This window comes from Anaerocolumna sp. MB42-C2, from assembly GCF_030913705.1.
Classification (GTDB): domain Bacteria; phylum Bacillota; class Clostridia; order Lachnospirales; family Lachnospiraceae; genus Anaerocolumna.
Map to the genome: position 1 here is coordinate 5215636 of NZ_CP133190.1, position 18633 is coordinate 5234268.

The following is an 18633-nucleotide window of genomic DNA, read 5'->3' on the forward strand; positions in this document are numbered from 1 at the left end:
ATTGGCCGGGAATGCAGGGATTACTCCTTTCCATTCCCGACCTGTATTTTATACTTGAGTGTTTTATGGGGAAAATTAACTGTCATGGAGGAAAGGAATGGATCAAAATAACAAAAAATCAGGAAGTTTACCTTTTGTAATCAAAGAAGGTAAATTCTATTTAGAAGAAAAGAAGGAGAAAGAAGAATATTCATTGCTATGTCAAGATCAGGAGGTCTGCCTTAGCTTTGATTTTTCCCGTGTGGTTGGTATCCGGAAAAAGGAATCGGAATTGTATCATCTATGTCTCTCAAAAAAAACATCAAAGATAAGCTATAATGGAAATTTGTGGATTTTACCTGAAAATGATTCTTTGGGAAAAACAGTGTGCATCAGCGGACAAGGAGAAAAAATTGCATATACGGTTCAATCAGGGGCAGAGGTAATACTTGAGCCCGGGAACTATACACTCACCTGTTACAGCGGATGGCCGGCCTGCGACATTTTTGGAAAACGATTGTCTCTGCAGTTTGAAGACGGTGAACTATTTGAAAAAGCCTACGCCCGGTTTTACTGGGATACCCTGCTGCCGTCTGTGATTGAACAAACAGATGCAACAGATTACCCAATCAGGGAAGGTTATGTTCTTAGTACACTGCAGCCCGGTGAGTACGCAGGGACTTATCCTGACGTGGATCATGAATTTCAATGTAAAGGGCGGATTGCAGTACATGGCAGTTGCGAATTGGCCGTTGTGGAGAGGATGATGAATCTGCAGTTTCGTATGATGAGAGAAGATCCGGTGGGACTCTGGCGAAATCCATGTGCCGTTCAGCCTAAGGGGGAACGGGAATATCATGTACGCAGAGATAGCATGGACCGTTCAGAAAATGCCGAAATGTTCCTGATTACAGGAAATGTTGAGATTCTGGATACCGCATGGATGTATTACGCAGCTACTAAAAATAACACCTGGCTAAAAGCTCATATAGGAGATCTGGAGGGAGCGGCTTCCCTGATACAGCATTTGACGGACCGTAACGGAAAACTGTGGTCGGACGTGTTTTATGAGGATCAGGTAATAAAGGACGGCATGGAATGTATGTCAGCAGCTATGGCAGCCCATGGCCTGGAACGGTTAGCACAACTGGAACAGCATTTGGGACGTACCGAAGCCAAGGACAGATTCCGTAATCTGGCTTCTAAAATAGCACAGACTCTTATTAAACCGGTACCCCATGGCTTTTGGGATGAGAAACACAGCCGTTTTGTGGATTGGATTGACCGAAACGGAAAAGTACATGATCACATCCATCTGCTGGCTAATTGTCTACCGGTATTATTCGGATATACAGACCAGGTCCAAACCGAAGCCATAAAAACCCTTATAGAAAATAATTTTGAGGAATTCCAACGCTTCCCTACCTTTTTATCCCCTTTCATTGCCGATTATACTCCGGATGAAATCGGCAGCGGAGGGCCTTACGATCTATGTGCCGCCGGACGGTACTGGTGCTGGGATGCAGCTTACTGGGCATTTCTTGGCAGGGGCGATGTACTAAAGAATCAACTTAAGCAGGTCGCCGCACAGGCGGAGACAGACGGATACCGTATGGGAGAGCGTTATGATATGAACCATGTTTATTATAAGGATGATAAAAATTGGCATGGAGCTGCTTATTATTATGAATATCCAAACGTATTCATCTGGGTGCTGACAAAGGAATTCCTGGGATTGTCACAGGGATTAGATGTGGACATTGAGTTATGCCCCACACTTGACAGCTTTGGAACTGTTATTGCGGAAAACTACGAACTTGAATACGAATACAAAGCAAATGAATTTACGGTGAAAAATACTGCTGCTTGCAGTCGGACAATACGTCTTAAGCTCCAATTCTTGTATCCTGATAAAAAATTGTATATTAAGGATACGCTGCTTTCTCAAGAGAACAGCTATACGCTGGATGCCGGAGAAAGTCTTAAAGTAGTTGTGGAAAAGAGGGGCTTATAGAGCAGGGTAATGAGATCGGAAGAAAAGGAATAGTCAGGGTATCCGTTGTGGAGAGCTTATCATGAATCGGAATCGAGAGTTCCTATGACGGACTGGTATGATACTGTTACTGCCAAGCAGATCGGATTTCAGCACCGCAGTGTACAAGGAGGGTTATTCATTAAGCTTTTACTGGAAAAACATTTCCGGTAATGCAGCATACAGTCTGTGATTTTACAAAATACTGCCGGTAATAAAAATACAGCAAATAATTACATACACTTTGGCAAGTAAACATATTTGAACAAGCTGCAAAATATGATATAATTACTTTACAAAATATGGAACTTAGGAGGGTGTATATTATGTTACCGGGAATAAAAAGAAAATGGTGGAAAGAAGCAGTTGTATATCAGATATATCCCAGAAGTTTTATGGATTCTAATGGGGATGGAATCGGGGATTTAAGAGGTATTATATCAAAATTAGACTATGTACACAGTATTGGTGTCGATGTTATATGGTTATGTCCTGTCTACAAATCCCCTAACTGTGATAATGGATATGACATATCCGATTACCGTAACATTATGGATGAATTCGGCGATATCAACGATATGAAAGAATTAATAGCTGGGGCTCATAAAAAGGGGATAAAACTGATTATGGATCTTGTAGCCAACCATACATCGGATGAACATGAATGGTTTATAGAATCCAGAAAGTCAAAAGATAATCCGTTCAGAGATTATTACATTTGGAAACCGGCTAAGGACGGTAAAGAACCAAATAACTGGATGGCTTTCTTCGGAGGTAAAGCGTGGAAATATGATGAAACAACCGGAGAATACTACCTGCACTTATTTGCAGATAAGCAGCCGGATTTAAACTGGGAAAATGAAAAAGTAAGGAAAAGCATATACGACCTTATGAACTGGTGGTTTGAAATAGGGATTGACGGTTTCAGAATGGACGTTATTAATATGATATCGAAAATGCCAGGTATGCCCAATGCGGATAATTTCTTAGAACAGTTATCCTATGTGATTAATGGTCCGCGTTTTCATGAATATATGCAGGAGATGAACCGGGAAGTGCTTAGCAGGTATGACTGCATGACAGTTGGCGAATGCTTAGGAACTACCGGGGATGAAGTAATAAAAACCGTTGGCGAAGACCGTAATGAGCTGAATATGATTTTCCGAATGGAACATGTGTGTCTGGATATGGATCTGATGGCGGGAAATATGAAGAAAATAGATTGGAAATTGTCCGATTTTAAAAAGATATTTCTTGAAAAAGATCAATTGCTGGATGGTATAGGCTGGAACTCCCAGTTTTTAATGAACCATGACCAGCCAAGAGCCTTGTCACGTTTTGCTGACGATAAGGAATACAGAGTAGAATCAGCTAAGATGTTAGCTACTTTCTTACTGACGCTTAGAGGAACTCCCTATATTTATCAGGGAGAGGAAATCGGTATGACTAATGTGGCTTTTGATTCGATAGATGATTACAGGGATATCAGTACATTTAATACCTACAATTCCGAATTAAGCAATGGGGTTACTTCCGAAGAAATGCTTGAGAGAATTCACAGTTTCAGCAGAGACAATTCCAGGACACCTATGCAATGGGATGAATCTGAGAACGCAGGGTTCACGAAAGGTACACCGTGGATTAAAGTGAATCAGAATTATAAAGAAATCAATGTAGCCCAGGCGGAGAGTGATAAAGGGTCTATCTATCATTATTACCGTGATATGATAAAACTACGCAAGGATAATTTAGTTCTGGTATATGGCGGTTTCGAATTGCTTGCTGAGGAAGATGAGAGGGTTTTTGCTTATTTAAGAGGTGACGGAGAGGAAAAATTCCTTGTTGTCCTCAATTTTTCTAAGGATGAAACCAGATTCTTATGGACAGGTGGGGAATCATATAAGTTCCAGCAATTAGTGATTTCTAATTATGCCGACCGTAGTTTGGATACGATTTGTGATATTAATTTGCGGCCATATGAAGCAAAGGTATATAAATTATTTAATTAATAAATTAAACAGCGGAATTTAGATTAATAATTTCTTTTGTCGGACTTGATGCCCGCTAAGAGTTATTAAGTCTATTAATAATGAAACGGAGAAAATGTGATAGCATTTCTCCGTTTCATTTTTTAACCACTTCTAATACAGGGGCAGACTGTTAGAGTTTAGCCCTAAGGATGAACTGTAATAATGACGATTTTCAGGATTTAAAAAAAGTGTATTTTGTTATATTATTAGATTACAACAGGTTACTATGAATGGATATTAATATAAGAATTCTGTTAATAAGTATTAGGTATTTTTAAGGGGGAAGAGTAATATGTGGTATGAGAATATACAATATAACAAATCTATGCCGGTAAAAGTTTTACTTGTGGGGACGGAACACAGTGGGGAACACTGGCATTCTGCTATTGAGATTATTTTAGTATTAAAGGGTGTAATAAATATAACCGTAGAGGGTGAAAGCCAGCTAATCGGAACCGGGGAGATGTTATTGATCAATAGTAATTGCTGCCATTGCTCAGATGGGGTGAACGGGGAAAATCTGCATATTGTATTCCAGATCAATCCGGATTTCTTTATTGGTTATTATGAAGATTTCAGTCATTATATTAGATTTTCACCGGACGTACAGACGGAAGCAAATAAAAATGTTTATGAAGCCATTAGAAGCTGTGCTGCAAGGATAGTATTGGAATATAAAGATAAAAAAGATGCTTATGAAATTGCGGTCATAGGATTATTAAATGAAATGCTTGCTTTAATTATTCGTTATTACCCGCATTATGTACGTTATGACCACCGTAATCTTTTAAAAGATGAGAATATGAGAAGGCTGGACCGCATCATGTCTTACGTTGATAAAAATTTTACGAAAGAGTTAAAAATAACAGAACTTGCTTCCAAAGAACATTTAAGTGTAACCTATTTTTCACACTTTATTAAAAATTATATCGGGATGTCATTGCGTGAATATATTATAACTAAAAGGATTGACAGGGCAAAATATCTGATATTATCAAGCAATAAGAGTATCTCCCAGATAAGCGGGGAATGCGGATTCAGTGATTATCAGTCCTTTAGTAAATTGTTTAAAAAGCGTGTGGAATGTGTTCCCTCTGACTATCGAGAGATTTATATGTCCGGTAATCTTGGTTCGGAGGAACTTAGTAATGTAACCTATAAATATAGCTGGGATTTAGCCGGACATACGCTTCAGGATTTGAATACTAATTTAGGTTATGTATTTGGCAGGTGGGATGTACCTATTGATTGGGATGTTTTAACAGCAGAAGTTGAGCCTTACCTTGTTATAAAGCCACTAAACTTGTGATTATAATTGATAGTTCTGGATAATATAGTTGCGGAATTGTTTTGCTTTTTCAGATAAGTACCTGTTTTTCTGCCAGGAGAGGCCAATTTGAATATGAGTGTCTGGTTCCTCGATTTTTATCATTCGAAGATTATGCTTTCTGATATGCGGCCGGTTTACAATATAGAACGGCAATAAAGCGATACCCTTTTCCAATTCAATCATTTCCTGTATCAGTATGTCATCTATTTCAAATAACACCTTTGGTACAAATCCTGCCGTTTCACAAATAGAATCAGCAACTTTCCTGAAGTTGTAATTAGGCGGCAAAGAGATAAAATAATCGTCAGCGGCTTCCGAAAGTTTAATTGATTCTCTTTGAGCAAATCGGTGGTTTTGCGGAACAATAAGAACGATTTCATCCTCCTTAAGAATTTTGCATTGCAAGTTTTCACCCTGAATAGCCGGAAGTGTAATGCAGAAATCGATTACACCGGAAACCAGCTCTTTCTCGACCGATTCCAATAAACCGCATTTCTGCTTTATCATTACTTCCGGATGTAATTTAATGTAGTTCTTTAAAATGCCTGAGAGTAATGGGGTGCCAGTTGTTGAAAGTGATATATGCCTGGACTGTTCCCCTGCTATATCGGCAACCTCGTTTATAGCATTATCCAGTTCGCTGAATATAGCATTAACTCTGCGTAAAAATATTGTTCCTGCCTCATTTAGCAGTACATTTCTTCCTTTTCTGTCAAACAAATTAACTTTTAATTCATCTTCCAATCTTGCAATCGTAATACTTAGTGATGGCTGTGAAATGTTAAGCAAATCGGCAGCCTGAGAAAAATTTTGTGTTCTAGCGGCTGTCTGGAAATACTTTAGCTGCAGTAATTCCATATATGTCACCACCCCTCTTTAAGAATTAAATCAGGCATTTCTAATAGTGTTCTTACGTTGTGTAAAAATTTCCCGGCATAAGCTCCATCTACTGGTCTGTGGTCAAAGGTTAAGGTTAATGGTATAAAGGAATGGTCTCGCTCATTATCTATAGCTCCAATACAAAGTGCGGCAACCAATGGTTGTGAAATGGTTAAAGTGCCACTGTTTACATGGAAAGAACCGAAATTTGAAATTGGAAAAATTCCATAATGTTCTCGTAAAAAGCGTATCTTTCCTTCTGACCCACAGAAATACATAATTTTACGGAATAAAGACATCTCGTTTAGCTGAAGGAGGAATTTCATATAAGTGCCGTTGCCCGAATTGATATGAGTAAGTTCTTTATAAAATTCTCTGGATATTTCATCAATCGTTTTGGATTCGGGTCTGTGTATCGTTATGTACTCCACATGGGATTCAACATCGACAGGTATGTTTAAAATTAGTTCCTTGTTTTCAATTATCTCGTTACCGTTAAAAAAGCTGTAAAGAATAGGATATTGCACTAGAGTATCAGCCACCGCTTTTGTAATTATATGAGTAATAGTGATGTGAGGGTTATTATTGTCTCTGTTATTTAAATGCTCTTTTAATTTAAGTATTTGACTTGCATCCACATTTACGGTCATAGTTACTGCAGGAACCATATTTTTCCTGCTAAATTTCCTGATTTGAAATTTACGGAACATAAGATCTCTTTGCGACATTGTTATTTGCATTTTAACATCTCCTTTTCTTTATATTAGTCTTAGTTTAGATAGATATCAATCTATAATTATAAATATATATATAGCTTTAAATCTATTAATCCTCTGACTGTTTTATTGGCGGATTTAATAAATATAGGTAAATTGATACTATTCAGCTTAATTTATAAGGTAAGCATTAGGAATACTTTAGAACAATTGATAATATATTAATAAAAAAAGTATTAATTTATAAATACTATATTGCAATGTATAATAGTTAGTGATATTATATATTTAAAACTAAGACATAATAAGATATTAATAATAGTTTTATCTAGTAAAGGCAGATTTAACATCGCAAAAAGAAAAGCACTTGTGAAACAAGTGGAAAGGAGTCGATATATGAATGCGCAATATAAAAAAGGTGTATTAGAATTATGTGTGCTGTCAAAATTAGTTGAAGCAGACCGATATGGATATGAATTAACAGAAGCAATATCAAAACAAATGGTGATTTCAACTGGGACCTTGTATCTTATTTTAAAACGCCTAAAAGATGAAACATACGTAGAAACATATTTAGTAGAATCCGGAGGAGGTCCAGCCAGGAAATATTATCATCTGACGGACAAAGGAAGAACCTATCAGGCAGCCCAGAAGAAGGAGTGGCTGGAATTTATAGAAGTCGTACAAGGAATTATTGAATAGGAGGATGGATATGAATAAAACGGAATATTTAAATATATTAAAAAAGGCTTTAAAAGATGTAGATGAAAGTGTAATGGATGAAATAGTATCAGATTATGAAGAACATTTTCAAGCCGGTATGGAAAACGGTAAAAGCGAAGAACAAATCTGCGAAGATCTGGGAGCAATCGATGATTTAGTTGAGGAAATTAAAGAAGCCTACAATACAGATAAGAAGGAGAATAATAAAGAGGAAAATAAAGAGGAAAAGAAATCATTTCATGATCAGGCAAATACAAAAAGTAATACCTTTAAAGAATGGTATTCTAACATTCATAACAGTATTGATAGTGAAAAGATTGGTGATGCAATCAATAATGCCCTGGATACAGCAGGAGATGCAATCAGCAAAATTGATGTAAATGAGATCAGCCGTACATTAAAGAGTACTTTAGATCAGGCAACTTCCTCCATAAATAATTTTGCAGATAGCTATTTTAAGAATCAGGGCAGCGGGTCTTATGAATCCAATAAGTGGAATGCAGAGGGTTATACGGATAATGTAACAAAAAGTTATGAGACATCTGAGGATACAGAAGAAGCATGTGAGGATAAAGTTAGTTTTGCTAAGGAATCGGAAGATCAATCCTTTAACCATGTTCAAACAGATGTAGAAAATGAAAATAATGAAGCAGAATCTACAAGCAATGGAACAGAAGAGGAAAGCAGTGGGAAGAACATGGAAGAACCAAAACCCGAAGCTGATGAGAATGAGGAAGTTAAAAAAGCAGACAAAGGATTAAATCTGATTGTCGATGGTATCTGTGCTGATATCAATGTACAGAAATCATCCAATGGCAAAGTAAATATCAGTTATGTAAACAATGGTAATGAGAGACAGCGGCAGATGTATGAGTTCTATAGTTTCAAGGAGGGAAATACAGTTTACGCAGGAATCCGCAGGGTTGGGAAAGCAGTATTTTTGTTTAACCCAAAACTCAATTCCATCAATATTAATATTGAGCTGCCGGAGCATATGAGTAATATTGACTTTAAAACAGCAAGTGGCAGCATTAAGATCGCAGAGATAAATTCGGATCGAATGTCAGCTGCTGCAGCAAGCGGTGATGTTTATATTGATCGTGCATATACAACCGATCTTAAAATTAAAGTTTCCAGCGGAGATATCAGACTGGATGACATAAACAGTATTCAATTAAGCGCTGGTACTATGAGCGGAGATATTACAGCAAAGAACATAGAAGCCAAGTTCCTTTCCATGAAGAGTTCCAGCGGTGATATTAAGGCCGGAAATATAATGGGTGATGTAATCGATACCAGTTCTTTCAGCGGGAACCTGGATATCAGTGAGATTAAAGCTGGGGAATGTAAATTCAGAAGTACAAGCGGAAATATAGGTATTAAAGAATTTACAATGAACAACGCAGATATCAGTAATATAAGCGGTAATATAAAGCTTAATCAAATAATCGGTGATGGACTGAGAGCCAGCAGTACGAGTGGTAATGTAAATGCTGAAGTTAATGTGAAGAGATGCCACGCAAGTTCCAAGAGCGGAAATGTTGAAGTTAATTGCAATGGAGATATTATATTAGAGTCCGGCAGTACAAGCGGAAATGTTAATATCATTTTGAAAAACTATAACCATGGATATTGTATCAAATCCAGAACCACCTCCGGAGCATTATATATTAATTATGACAATATGCATCAGAGAAATCTAAAAACAGGAACTTACTCCTATGGAAATCAGGGAAGTGAACTGACTCTAAGTTCAGTTAGCGGTGATATCCATGTAGCTGATTAACGAGCTCTTGTCTTATTATAAGTGCCAAAGATTCATCTGGTTCTGTCGTTCTTTATAGAGCTGAAATTGTTACTGTTCACAGGCCAATAAACGCGACGTGTTTTTTGTGAATGTATTGTCACAGAAAACCGGAGAATTGCAGCACCAAAACGCTGTCTTCGCGTTTTGTGTGCATCGCGAAGCATGTTATTGTTCGCGGAACTGCTGCTTTTTGCAGGGGAGTGAACAGTAACATGGAATTCCTTACTTTCCGTGGTGAGAGTAAGGAATTTTTTGTTTTGTTAATTGGTTATAGTTCAGCCTATGGCTGAATTGCAACCTAAATTTCTCTAAATTTTTACTTTTATTTGTTATAATTGGAAAAGTATATTATAATAATAGTGTGAGTTTAACATAGAGGTAAAACTGGGTTTAAAGAACTGGAGCTAATAGGAGAGGATGGTAAGCATATGGGAAAAAATTATAAAGCAATAATTTTTTTAATACTATTTACATTATTATTAACGGCCTGTTCAAAAGGCAGCACTTCTGGAAATCAATTAAACGGTGGAAGCAGCGGTTCGGATACTTCCAGTGGAACTAAGGCTGATATGAAGTATAGCTCTTCAACTGGAATTGCATCAGATACAGGTACTGAGCAATTAGCGGATGAGACTGCAGGGAAAGAATCTGTAAGTACTAACCGTAAATTAATCCGGCGCATTATTATGGAGCTTGAGACTATGGAATTTAATCCGACCATGGATTTTATAACGAAAGAAGTTAATAAATCAGGAGGATATATAGAAAAATCAGAAATTCAGGGAGATAGCTATGAGGGAAGCACAAACAGGTATGCTAATCTGGTTATCCGCATACCTAGTACAGAAGTGGATTCTTTTATAACCAAGGTCGATAAAAATGCCAATGTTATTAATAAACAGGAATCCATGGAAGATATTACCCTTAATTATGTAGATACAAAAAGCCATGTAAAGGCACTACAAATTGAGCAAGAGAGACTTCTGGCCTTATTGGAGAAATCAGGGAAACTTGAGGATATCATATCCTTGGAAGACCGTTTAAGTGATGTAAGGTATGAACTGGAGAAATATGCATCTACTCTGCGTACCTATGACAATCTGGTGGAATATTCCACGATTACATTAACAGTGGATGAAGTTGTGCGGATTACACCGGTTGAAGGAAAAAGTGCCTGGAACAGAATGGGTACCGGTTTAAAAGACAGCCTATATAACATTCGCCAGGGTTTTGTTAATTTTATTGTCTGGTTAGTGGTAAATGGTCCTTATCTTATATTATGGGGAATTATTCTGGTTATCTTTGTACTGATTGGGATTAAAATAAATAAAAAATACAAAAAGACGTTACAAAAGCCTATTCCCACGGCAGTGGTGTTACAAGACAGTGCTCAGGAAAAGGAATCGGATAAATCATAAGGAATCACATCTTAAAAATAATTTATAAGAAAAAACAAGGACATCAGATCTGCAGAACTGATGTCCTTGTTTATGACTTAATAGAGCATTTTGAGATAAAAAGGATTACCGAATACTTATTCTAGAATTGGAAACAATAATTCCGGAGGTGTTTCTAAAATGATATCGCGTAAATCGGTTATAACTTTCGGTATGGTTGCGATTCCCATCGCAATGTTTACAGCTACACAAGACAATGATATCCACTTCAATCAGCTTCACAAGGAGGATAATAGCCGTATCCGGTACAAAAAAACCTGTGCCCACTGTGGTAAAGAGATTAAGACGGAGGACATAGTGAAAGGGTACGAGTATGATGATGATAAGTATGTTGTTATTACAGACAGTGAGATTGAAAAAATTAAAACAGAAAAAGAAAAATCCATACAGATTCTGCATTTTGCACAATTAAACCAGATCTCTCCCGTTTACTACGACAAAACCTATCAGGCGGCACCTGAGGCAGGTGGTGAAAAGGCATTCGAACTTCTTCGTGCGGCTCTGATGGCCGAACAGAAGATAGCCATAGGGAAAACGGTTTTGGGAACTAGCGATACGCTTATGGCAATCATCCCAAGAGAGGACGGTATCTTGATATCCACTATGTTTTATGCTGATGAAATCAAAGAACTTCAAAAACAATATTCGAAACCAGAAGTCGCAGAGCAGGAACTTAATATGGCAAAGATGCTGATTAATTCTATGGATACGCCATTTGATCCATCAAAATATAAAGATGAGTACCAGATTAAGCTCCGTGCTTTAATAGAAACCAAAATATCAGGGAAAGAGGTTGTTGCCGCAGAGTCCGAGAATGAAGGGAAAGTCATCGATCTAATGGAAGCCCTTAAAGCCAGTGTTGAGAAAGCCAAAAAAGAGAAAGAACCGGCGTGATTATGACTTTAAAACTTAATGAATATAACCAGAAAAGGAATTTTGACAGAACCTTGGAGCCGGAGGGTATAACAGATCTTGCCGGGGAAGGTCTCAGGTTTGTTGTCCAGCATCATATGGCCCGCAAAGAACATTATGATTTACGTTTAGAATGGGACGGAGTTTTACTCAGCTGGGCAGTACCCAAGGGCCCTTCCTATGATACCCGTGATAAGCGGTTAGCCGTACACGTAGAGGAGCATCCCCTGGATTACAGGAACTTTGAGGGGACAATTCCAAAAGGCGAATATGGCGGCGGTATAGTTATGATTTGGGATGAAGGCTATTGGGAACCTTATGGGAATGTGGAGGAAGGACTTCGGGACGGAGTGCTTAAGTTTATCTTAAAAGGAACAAGACTCAAGGGAAAATGGGCCCTTGTGCAAATGAAAGCAAAAGAGGGAGAGAAAAAGGATAACTGGCTTTTTTTAAAAGAAAAAGATGAATATGTCAAAACTTCCGAAGGAATTGCTGAGTTTATAACCAGTATAAGAACCGGGCGGACTATGAAAGAAATTGAAGAAGGGAAAGAGGAAAAGATTACAAGAAACCCCTTTAACAAATTAGAGGTACAGCTGGCTCAATTAGTTAAAACAGTTCCCGAAGGAGAAGAGTGGCTTTATGAGATGAAATATGACGGTTACAGGATACTTAGCTTTATTGAGGGCAATAACGTGCAGTTAATAACCAGAAACGGCAATAATTATACAAAGCGGTTTAAAGATGTCGCCTATTCTCTTGTGAATTTCGCCGGCGGAAGATCGATGATTTTAGACGGTGAAATGACTATCACTGATGTAGAAGGTAAGACGGATTTTCAGGCACTTCAAAGCTATATGAAAAATCCTAAGGGTAAAAAGCTGACATATATCGTTTTTGATCTCCTTGCACTGGACGGAGAGGATCTTAGAGAAAAACGGCTGATTGACAGAAAAGAAACACTAAAGGTTTTAATGATAAATGCCCCAAAGAACCTTTACTACAGCCGGCATGTCAGGGGATTAGGAAAGGAAAGTTTCACTGCCGCCTGTAAGGCGGGAATGGAGGGGATAGTTGGTAAAAAAGCAGATTCCACCTATAGCGGAACCAGAAACGGAGACTGGATTAAATTAAAATGTGATAAAAGACAGGAATTTGTCATAGGAGGATATACACGGACCGATAAAAAGGTAAGAGGAGTAAGTGCGATTCTCCTGGGTGTTTATGATAACGGGGATTTAGTTTATGCCGGACGTGCCGGAACCGGTTTAAATGAACGTAACATGAAAGAACTTGAGAACCAATTTGAGAATATAAAGAGGGCAGAGTCTCCATTTAAACAGATACCTAAGCATAAGTCCAACGAAGAGATTACCTGGCTTGAACCCAGACTGGTGGCAGAAATTAAATTTGCAGAGTGGACCGGTGAGAATCTATTAAGACAGGCAAGCTTTAAAGGCTTGCGGGCAGATAAGGATCCTCTGGAAATAAGAATGGAAAAAGCGGAGGAGGATGTACACCCCCCATTATCCGGCAGAATAACGGAGCAGCCTATGGAAGCGGATGGAAACAGTATTATAATTAAAGGAATAAAAATTACCAACCCGGATAAGGTGATATTTGAAGACCCTGTTATTACAAAAGCAGATGTAATCCGATATTATGAGGAAGTGTCGGAACGTATGCTGCCATATGTGAGTCACAGGGTCTTAAGTATTGTACGCTGTCCGGGAGGAATATCGAAGACATGTTTTTTTAAGAAACATCCTGGTCCGGGCAGCAAAGGAATTGTTACAATCCCTGTTTCCGGAAGCAACCTGGAAACAGAAGATTATTTTTATATTGAGGATGCATCCGGGCTTATCTCGGAAGCACAAATGGGTACTATAGAATTTCATACCTGGGGAAGCCGCGTAGAGAAACTTGATAAACCGGATATGATGGTATTTGATCTGGATCCGGATGAAGGAATGGATTTGAGCATAGTTAGGCAGGGTGTACGGGATATGAAAAGTATTCTTGCAGAACTTTCGCTGGACTCCTATCTTAAGACCAGCGGCGGCAAAGGTTACCATGTTGTTGTACCTATAAAACCTGCTGCTACGTGGGATGTGGTTCACGATTTCACTAGATCCGTTGCCGTAGTTATGGAAAAGAAGTGGCCTGACCGTTATACAAGTAATGTAAGAAAAGCCAAGCGTACCAATAAGATATTCATTGACTGGATTCGAAACGGAAGAGGTGCAACAAGTATTGCTCCATATTCCATCAGGGCCAGAAAAGGGGCAAGGATATCCATGCCCATCGAATGGGATGAACTGGATACGGTGGCACCCGACGGCATCAATATGGCAGAAGCACTGCAAAGAATCCTCGGTAAAGACCCCTGGGCAGATTTTTATCAGAACAATCAGCAGCTTAAATGAACAGAAAGCGTATTTTATATTACAGTTATAATTGCAGCGCCAAAACGCTGACTATGTGTTTTATGGTTTCGGGAGGTCTGTTATTGTTCACGAAACGGCTGCTTTTTGCAGGGGAATGAATAGTAATTTTTTTTGAATAATTTGAGAAAAACGGAAAATATTTCTTTGTCAATAGGTTTTAATTTGATATAATAAACATGAACAGGATCGGATGAGTTATCACAACAATTAGGTTAGCAGTTGCAGTAGCTTTTCTAATATAAGAATTATAGTTATTTAGTGGTAAAAATCAAATTAGATTTGGAGGAGAAGATAATGCCGGATATTAAATACGACATCATGAAAGAAATCGGAATATTATCCGAAAATTCAAAAGGATGGAGAAAAGAACTGAATTTAATAAGTTGGAATGGCGGTGAGCCAAAATATGATCTGCGAGACTGGGCTCCGGCTCATGAAAAAATGGGTAAGGGTACAACTATGAACCAAGACGAAGTTACAAAACTGAGGGAGATTCTAAATACAATAGAGCTGTAATTCAAAAGAAAGGCTAAGGTTAGCTATGGAATACGAAATCGTACATTTATCGAGGGATAAATGGAAAGGGACTATTATACCTATAAAGTATACGACTGATAAGTATTATGATGTTTTAGTAAATAAAACAGATAAGGGGTTTACAGTTGAGATAGAAAAAAAAGATTTTACTGAGCCGGTAAGCCATACACCGGAAGAATATGATTACCCGGATAAATTATATGAAGATCATTGGGAGCATGCGTATGCCTGGGGAGTATTCGTTCAAAAGGAATTAGTTGCCGCGATGGAAACGGATCAGGAATTATGGTCTAATCGACTTAGAATTACAGAACTTTGGGTATCAGAGAAATACCAGAAAAGGGGAATTGGCAAGGCGCTAATTGAAACAGCAAAGGAACAGGTCCGAAGAGAACGCCGCCGTGCTATTATACTGGAAACGCAATCTTGTAATGTGAATGCAATTGATTTTTATCAGCATGAAGGCTTCGGCCTGATCGGTATGGATACCTGCTGCTACAAGAATAATGATTTGATAAGAAAAGAAGTCAGATTAGAATTTGGGTGGTTTCCGAAAGAAAAGGTAAAATTAAAACGTGAAGAGATTGAGATTAGAATGGAAACAGAGGATGATTGGTACAGTGTGGAATTGATGACCCAGCACGCTTTTTGGAACAAACATCACCTTGGATGTGACGAGCATTACCTTGTACATAAATTACGGCAGGATGAAGACTATCTTCCGGAGCTGAGCAGAATAGCAGTAGTGAATGGGGAAGTAATCGGAGCTATTATGTATTCAAAAGCAAGAGTCGTTGATGGGACGGATACACATGATATGATAACCTTTGGACCTCTTTGCGTAGAGCCGAAATGGCAGGGTTGTGGTGTTGGCGAGCTGTTATTAAAGGAAACAATGAGCTTAGCAGCAAGTAAAGGGTATAAAGGGATCATAATTTTTGGAGAACCGGAATATTACCCAAGAATAGGATTTAAAACATGTGATAATTTTAATATTACAACCGCTGACGGTAAAAACTTTGATGCATTTATGGGTATTGAATTGATCAAAGGCAGCATGAAAAATATAAAAGGAAAATTTTATGAAGCAGAAGTTTTCGATCATTTACCCAGGGAAGAAGTAGAAGAATTTAATAAAAGATTTCCAAAGCTAAAAAAATTAAGATTCCCTGGACAATGGGACTGATTTCAAACCCTGACCGGCTGGATTCATACGAAATGTAATAAGGATAGTATCCTTTGGCAGATGTCAAGATGATCTTGAATTTTACAACAGCCCCTTTATTCATTAAGGCTTCATTTCATCTTGCATTTGCTTCTTTTGAGCTTCTATCATTTTTTTGATCATATAACCGTATTGATAGGAAGTCATCTCACTGGTAACATCGTTTTTAATCGGAATGCCGTTTTCATTTGCAATTTCGTACTTTAATTTCTCAGATTTAGGCCTGAGGGAATTTTTTACGTGCGGGATTTATTTTTGTATTGACCGGGAGTAATTCCTTCTGTTTTCTGGAAAGCACGGCGGAAAGTCCGGACATTTGTATAACCCACCATTAAGGCCAGGTCTTCCAGATTGATATCCTGTGCTTCCAGAATTATTTTTGCTTTCTGGATTCTCACTGTGTTAATGTAATCCAATAAACCCTCTTCGTTTTCCTCTCTAAATAGTCTGGACATATATTTTGGATTAAGATTTACGGATTCCGCAATGGAAGCGATACTTAAATTATAGTCCAAATAGTTCGCATTTACGTGATTTTTGATGCTGTTTGATAAACTCTGAATTCTTTCATCATACTTCTCCTGCGGTATTCCGCAGATTGCCTTAATTATATTTAAGAAAGCTTTTTTTAGTGACTGGGTATTGGTACAAAGGGTGATATTATCCAACAGGATACATAAATTTTTCCTGCTGATATTAGCTGCAGGAGTATGTAAGGGTGCTTGTATGATGGCATCAACTAAGTGGTAAATGTAATATTTATGGATGGAGAAGTCAGTATCTGCTTCTTTCATAAACTCATCAAATATCATATCCGTCAGCTGGGAAGCTTTGCGGTAATTTCCTAAAAATATGGTATCGCAGAGAAGTTTTTCATAATTCACCTTAATTCTGTCCATATGATGAAACGGCTCTGTTATATCTTTAACCAGCACGATTCCATCTTCATGAATCACAGAATTATACTCGTGGGCATTTAAAATGTCCTCATAACAGGAATTGATATACTTAAAATCATTGCAGATTTCTCCAATGGTAATATAAAAGGATAAGTCCAGTTTTTCCTTTAAAAAAGAATACATTTGCTTTAATTTATCAGGGCAAAAACTTTCCCAGTGACGGGAATACTCTCCATCCAGAACAAACAAAAATAGAACTAATTCCCCATCTGTTAACTGATAATACGGATATTTGTTTTCTGTCAATTCTATAAAGATATTATTCAGGACAAAAAGGATGAAATTATTGTAAACCATAACATCATTATCAAAGTATTGTATATCCTCATTTGTATAACTGCGGTAAAAAGAAACAATAGCAAATTGCTTATCTTCAAAATCCAATTGTAAATATTCCATGGAGTCTTCATCGGTTAAATGGCTATTCATGTCTTTTAGTCTGGTTAGCAGATAGATTTCCCTTGACCGTTCCAATTGCCTGGATAGGCTGTTTTTCATGAACGAGTTTTCTTTATATAAATCTATATAAGCGTCGCGGATCAGTTCAAACTCATTTTTAGAATCAGTTTTTTCCTGGAAGGAGATTAAGTCAACAACATTTCTTACAGGTTTATAGTTTCGTTTTAGAAGACAATAAATTGAAATTCCACCCAGAAACAGGGCAATGATAATGCTGCTTAAACTTATAACACGGATATAGTCAGCTTTCATCCAAAAGTCTCGGGTGGGTGTAAGAACAGCATAATACCAGTTTACTTTATTGGATTTCACATAAGAAAGAATGAATTCTTTCTTGCCGTTACGTATGGTTTTTATTCCTTTGTTGCCGGTTAAGGTAAGGGATTCCGGCAGAAGAATATTCTCTGGCTTTATTGGCGTACCATTATCATCTAAAATCAAAAATTCCCCGGTCGATACATCAGAAATCTCCTTCATTTTACTATAGGGTATGGATACAAACACATTGGCTACAACATTGGAGTGAGCCAAAAGAGGAACTGATCTGGCAAATACGATGGAATCTTTCCCGAAATTTCGATAGCTCATATAAGGAGAAAAAAAGTAAGTACTCCGATATGGAGTGCTAAGCTTCTCAATCCATTCCTTTTGAGGGATTGGAACCCCTTTTAGTGCCAGATTGTCATAGATATAGGATATACGATTGGCAGTCGCGGAATGAATCAGGTAGCTCTTATCCGGCATATAAACTGTTACATCAATATTCGGATTGGCCTGATAATGCACGGATAAGCGGTCAACACAAAATCGCAGCTCATAATTGAATGCTACTTTTTGAGTGTTCTGTAATTGGAACAGTTTTTCGAAATGATCGTTAAAGATGATAGAAGTACTGGAACTGTCCAATGTATTTAATATTCTATCGATGTTGTATTGAATATTATTCAGTAACTTTTCGTTAGAACGGTTGATTTGATCCACAACAGCGGAATTTGTGTAGATATATTGAAACAACGAAGTAAAAAGGGGAATTAATAAAATCAAAATATAAGAGATAAGCCATGTAGTGGTAACGCTTGTGCTGACTTTATACTTTTTTTTGCAATTTTTAAACATGGCATACCTCCAAAACATGGTTACA

15 protein-coding genes are annotated in these 18633 nt (G+C 37.7%); 11 read left to right on the forward strand and 4 right to left on the reverse strand.

Annotated elements, in window-relative coordinates; translation table 11 throughout:
* The first annotated feature begins 97 nt into the window (after positions 1-97).
* The 4 genes from RBU59_RS23075 (at position 98) to RBU59_RS23085 (ending at position 5350) form a co-directional block, all read left to right on the forward strand.
* Positions 98-1993, forward strand: a complete 1896-nt coding sequence (locus RBU59_RS23075; protein WP_308144821.1) for a hypothetical protein — start codon at positions 98-100, stop codon at positions 1991-1993.
* A 45-nt stretch (positions 1994-2038) separates the two neighbouring features.
* Positions 2039-2185, forward strand: coding sequence for a glutaminase domain-containing protein (locus RBU59_RS28890; RefSeq protein ID WP_442871695.1), 147 nt, complete (start codon positions 2039-2041; stop codon positions 2183-2185).
* A gap of 152 nt (positions 2186-2337) precedes the next feature.
* Positions 2338-4020, forward strand: a complete 1683-nt coding sequence (locus RBU59_RS23080) for a glycoside hydrolase family 13 protein (protein WP_308144822.1) — start codon at positions 2338-2340, stop codon at positions 4018-4020.
* A 313-nt stretch (positions 4021-4333) separates the two neighbouring features.
* Positions 4334-5350, forward strand: a complete 1017-nt coding sequence (locus tag RBU59_RS23085; protein WP_308144823.1) for an AraC family transcriptional regulator — start codon at positions 4334-4336, stop codon at positions 5348-5350.
* Here RBU59_RS23085 and RBU59_RS23090 read toward each other — a convergent pair whose 3' ends face one another.
* Together RBU59_RS23090 and RBU59_RS23095 are read right to left on the reverse strand one after the other, a co-directional pair.
* Positions 5351-6229 carry a LysR family transcriptional regulator gene (locus RBU59_RS23090; RefSeq protein WP_308144824.1) on the reverse strand — a complete coding sequence of 293 codons (879 nt, stop codon included), beginning with the start codon at positions 6227-6229 and terminating at the stop codon, positions 5351-5353.
* Between the two features lie 5 nt (positions 6230-6234).
* Complete coding sequence (locus RBU59_RS23095) at positions 6235-6990, reverse strand: 2-oxo acid dehydrogenase subunit E2 (protein ID WP_308144825.1); 756 nt, start codon at positions 6988-6990, stop codon at positions 6235-6237.
* Between the two features lie 372 nt (positions 6991-7362).
* Between RBU59_RS23095 and RBU59_RS23100 the strand changes: the two genes are divergently transcribed.
* The 7 genes from RBU59_RS23100 to RBU59_RS23130 all read left to right on the forward strand — a co-directional run bounded on the left by RBU59_RS23100 (position 7363) and on the right by RBU59_RS23130 (position 16035).
* Entirely contained in the window at positions 7363-7668 is a 306-nt protein-coding gene (locus RBU59_RS23100) for a PadR family transcriptional regulator (protein ID WP_308144826.1), read from the forward strand.
* A 10-nt stretch (positions 7669-7678) separates the two neighbouring features.
* Positions 7679-9475, forward strand: coding sequence for a DUF4097 family beta strand repeat-containing protein (locus RBU59_RS23105; protein WP_308144827.1), 1797 nt, complete (start codon positions 7679-7681; stop codon positions 9473-9475).
* Positions 9476-9924: 449 nt separating this feature from the next.
* Positions 9925-10914, forward strand: coding sequence for a DUF4349 domain-containing protein (locus RBU59_RS23110; RefSeq protein ID WP_308144828.1), 990 nt, complete (start codon positions 9925-9927; stop codon positions 10912-10914).
* Positions 10915-11073: 159 nt separating this feature from the next.
* Positions 11074-11847: a non-homologous end joining protein Ku gene (ku, locus tag RBU59_RS23115; protein ID WP_308144829.1), complete on the forward strand. Its 774-nt coding sequence runs from the start codon at positions 11074-11076 to the stop codon at positions 11845-11847.
* 2 nt (positions 11848-11849) lie between these two features.
* Positions 11850-14291, forward strand: a complete 2442-nt coding sequence (ligD, locus tag RBU59_RS23120) for a DNA ligase D (RefSeq protein WP_308144830.1) — start codon at positions 11850-11852, stop codon at positions 14289-14291.
* Positions 14292-14606: 315 nt separating this feature from the next.
* Positions 14607-14828, forward strand: a complete 222-nt coding sequence (locus tag RBU59_RS23125; RefSeq protein WP_308144831.1) for a YdbC family protein — start codon at positions 14607-14609, stop codon at positions 14826-14828.
* A gap of 25 nt (positions 14829-14853) precedes the next feature.
* Positions 14854-16035, forward strand: a complete 1182-nt coding sequence (locus tag RBU59_RS23130; RefSeq protein ID WP_308144832.1) for a GNAT family N-acetyltransferase — start codon at positions 14854-14856, stop codon at positions 16033-16035.
* Positions 16036-16137: 102 nt separating this feature from the next.
* On the opposite strand, the gene RBU59_RS28705 is transcribed toward RBU59_RS23130, so the two are convergent.
* Both RBU59_RS28705 and RBU59_RS23140 read right to left on the reverse strand, forming a co-directional pair.
* Positions 16138-16323 carry a small, acid-soluble spore protein, alpha/beta type gene (locus RBU59_RS28705; RefSeq protein ID WP_308148630.1) on the reverse strand — a complete coding sequence of 62 codons (186 nt, stop codon included), beginning with the start codon at positions 16321-16323 and terminating at the stop codon, positions 16138-16140.
* Positions 16311-18608 (reverse strand): AraC family transcriptional regulator, encoded by a 2298-nt coding sequence (locus RBU59_RS23140; protein WP_308144833.1) that lies wholly within the window; start codon positions 18606-18608, stop codon positions 16311-16313. Before RBU59_RS23140 ends, RBU59_RS28705 begins: the two co-directional genes overlap by 13 nt.
* Between the last annotated feature and the right edge of the window lie 25 nt (positions 18609-18633).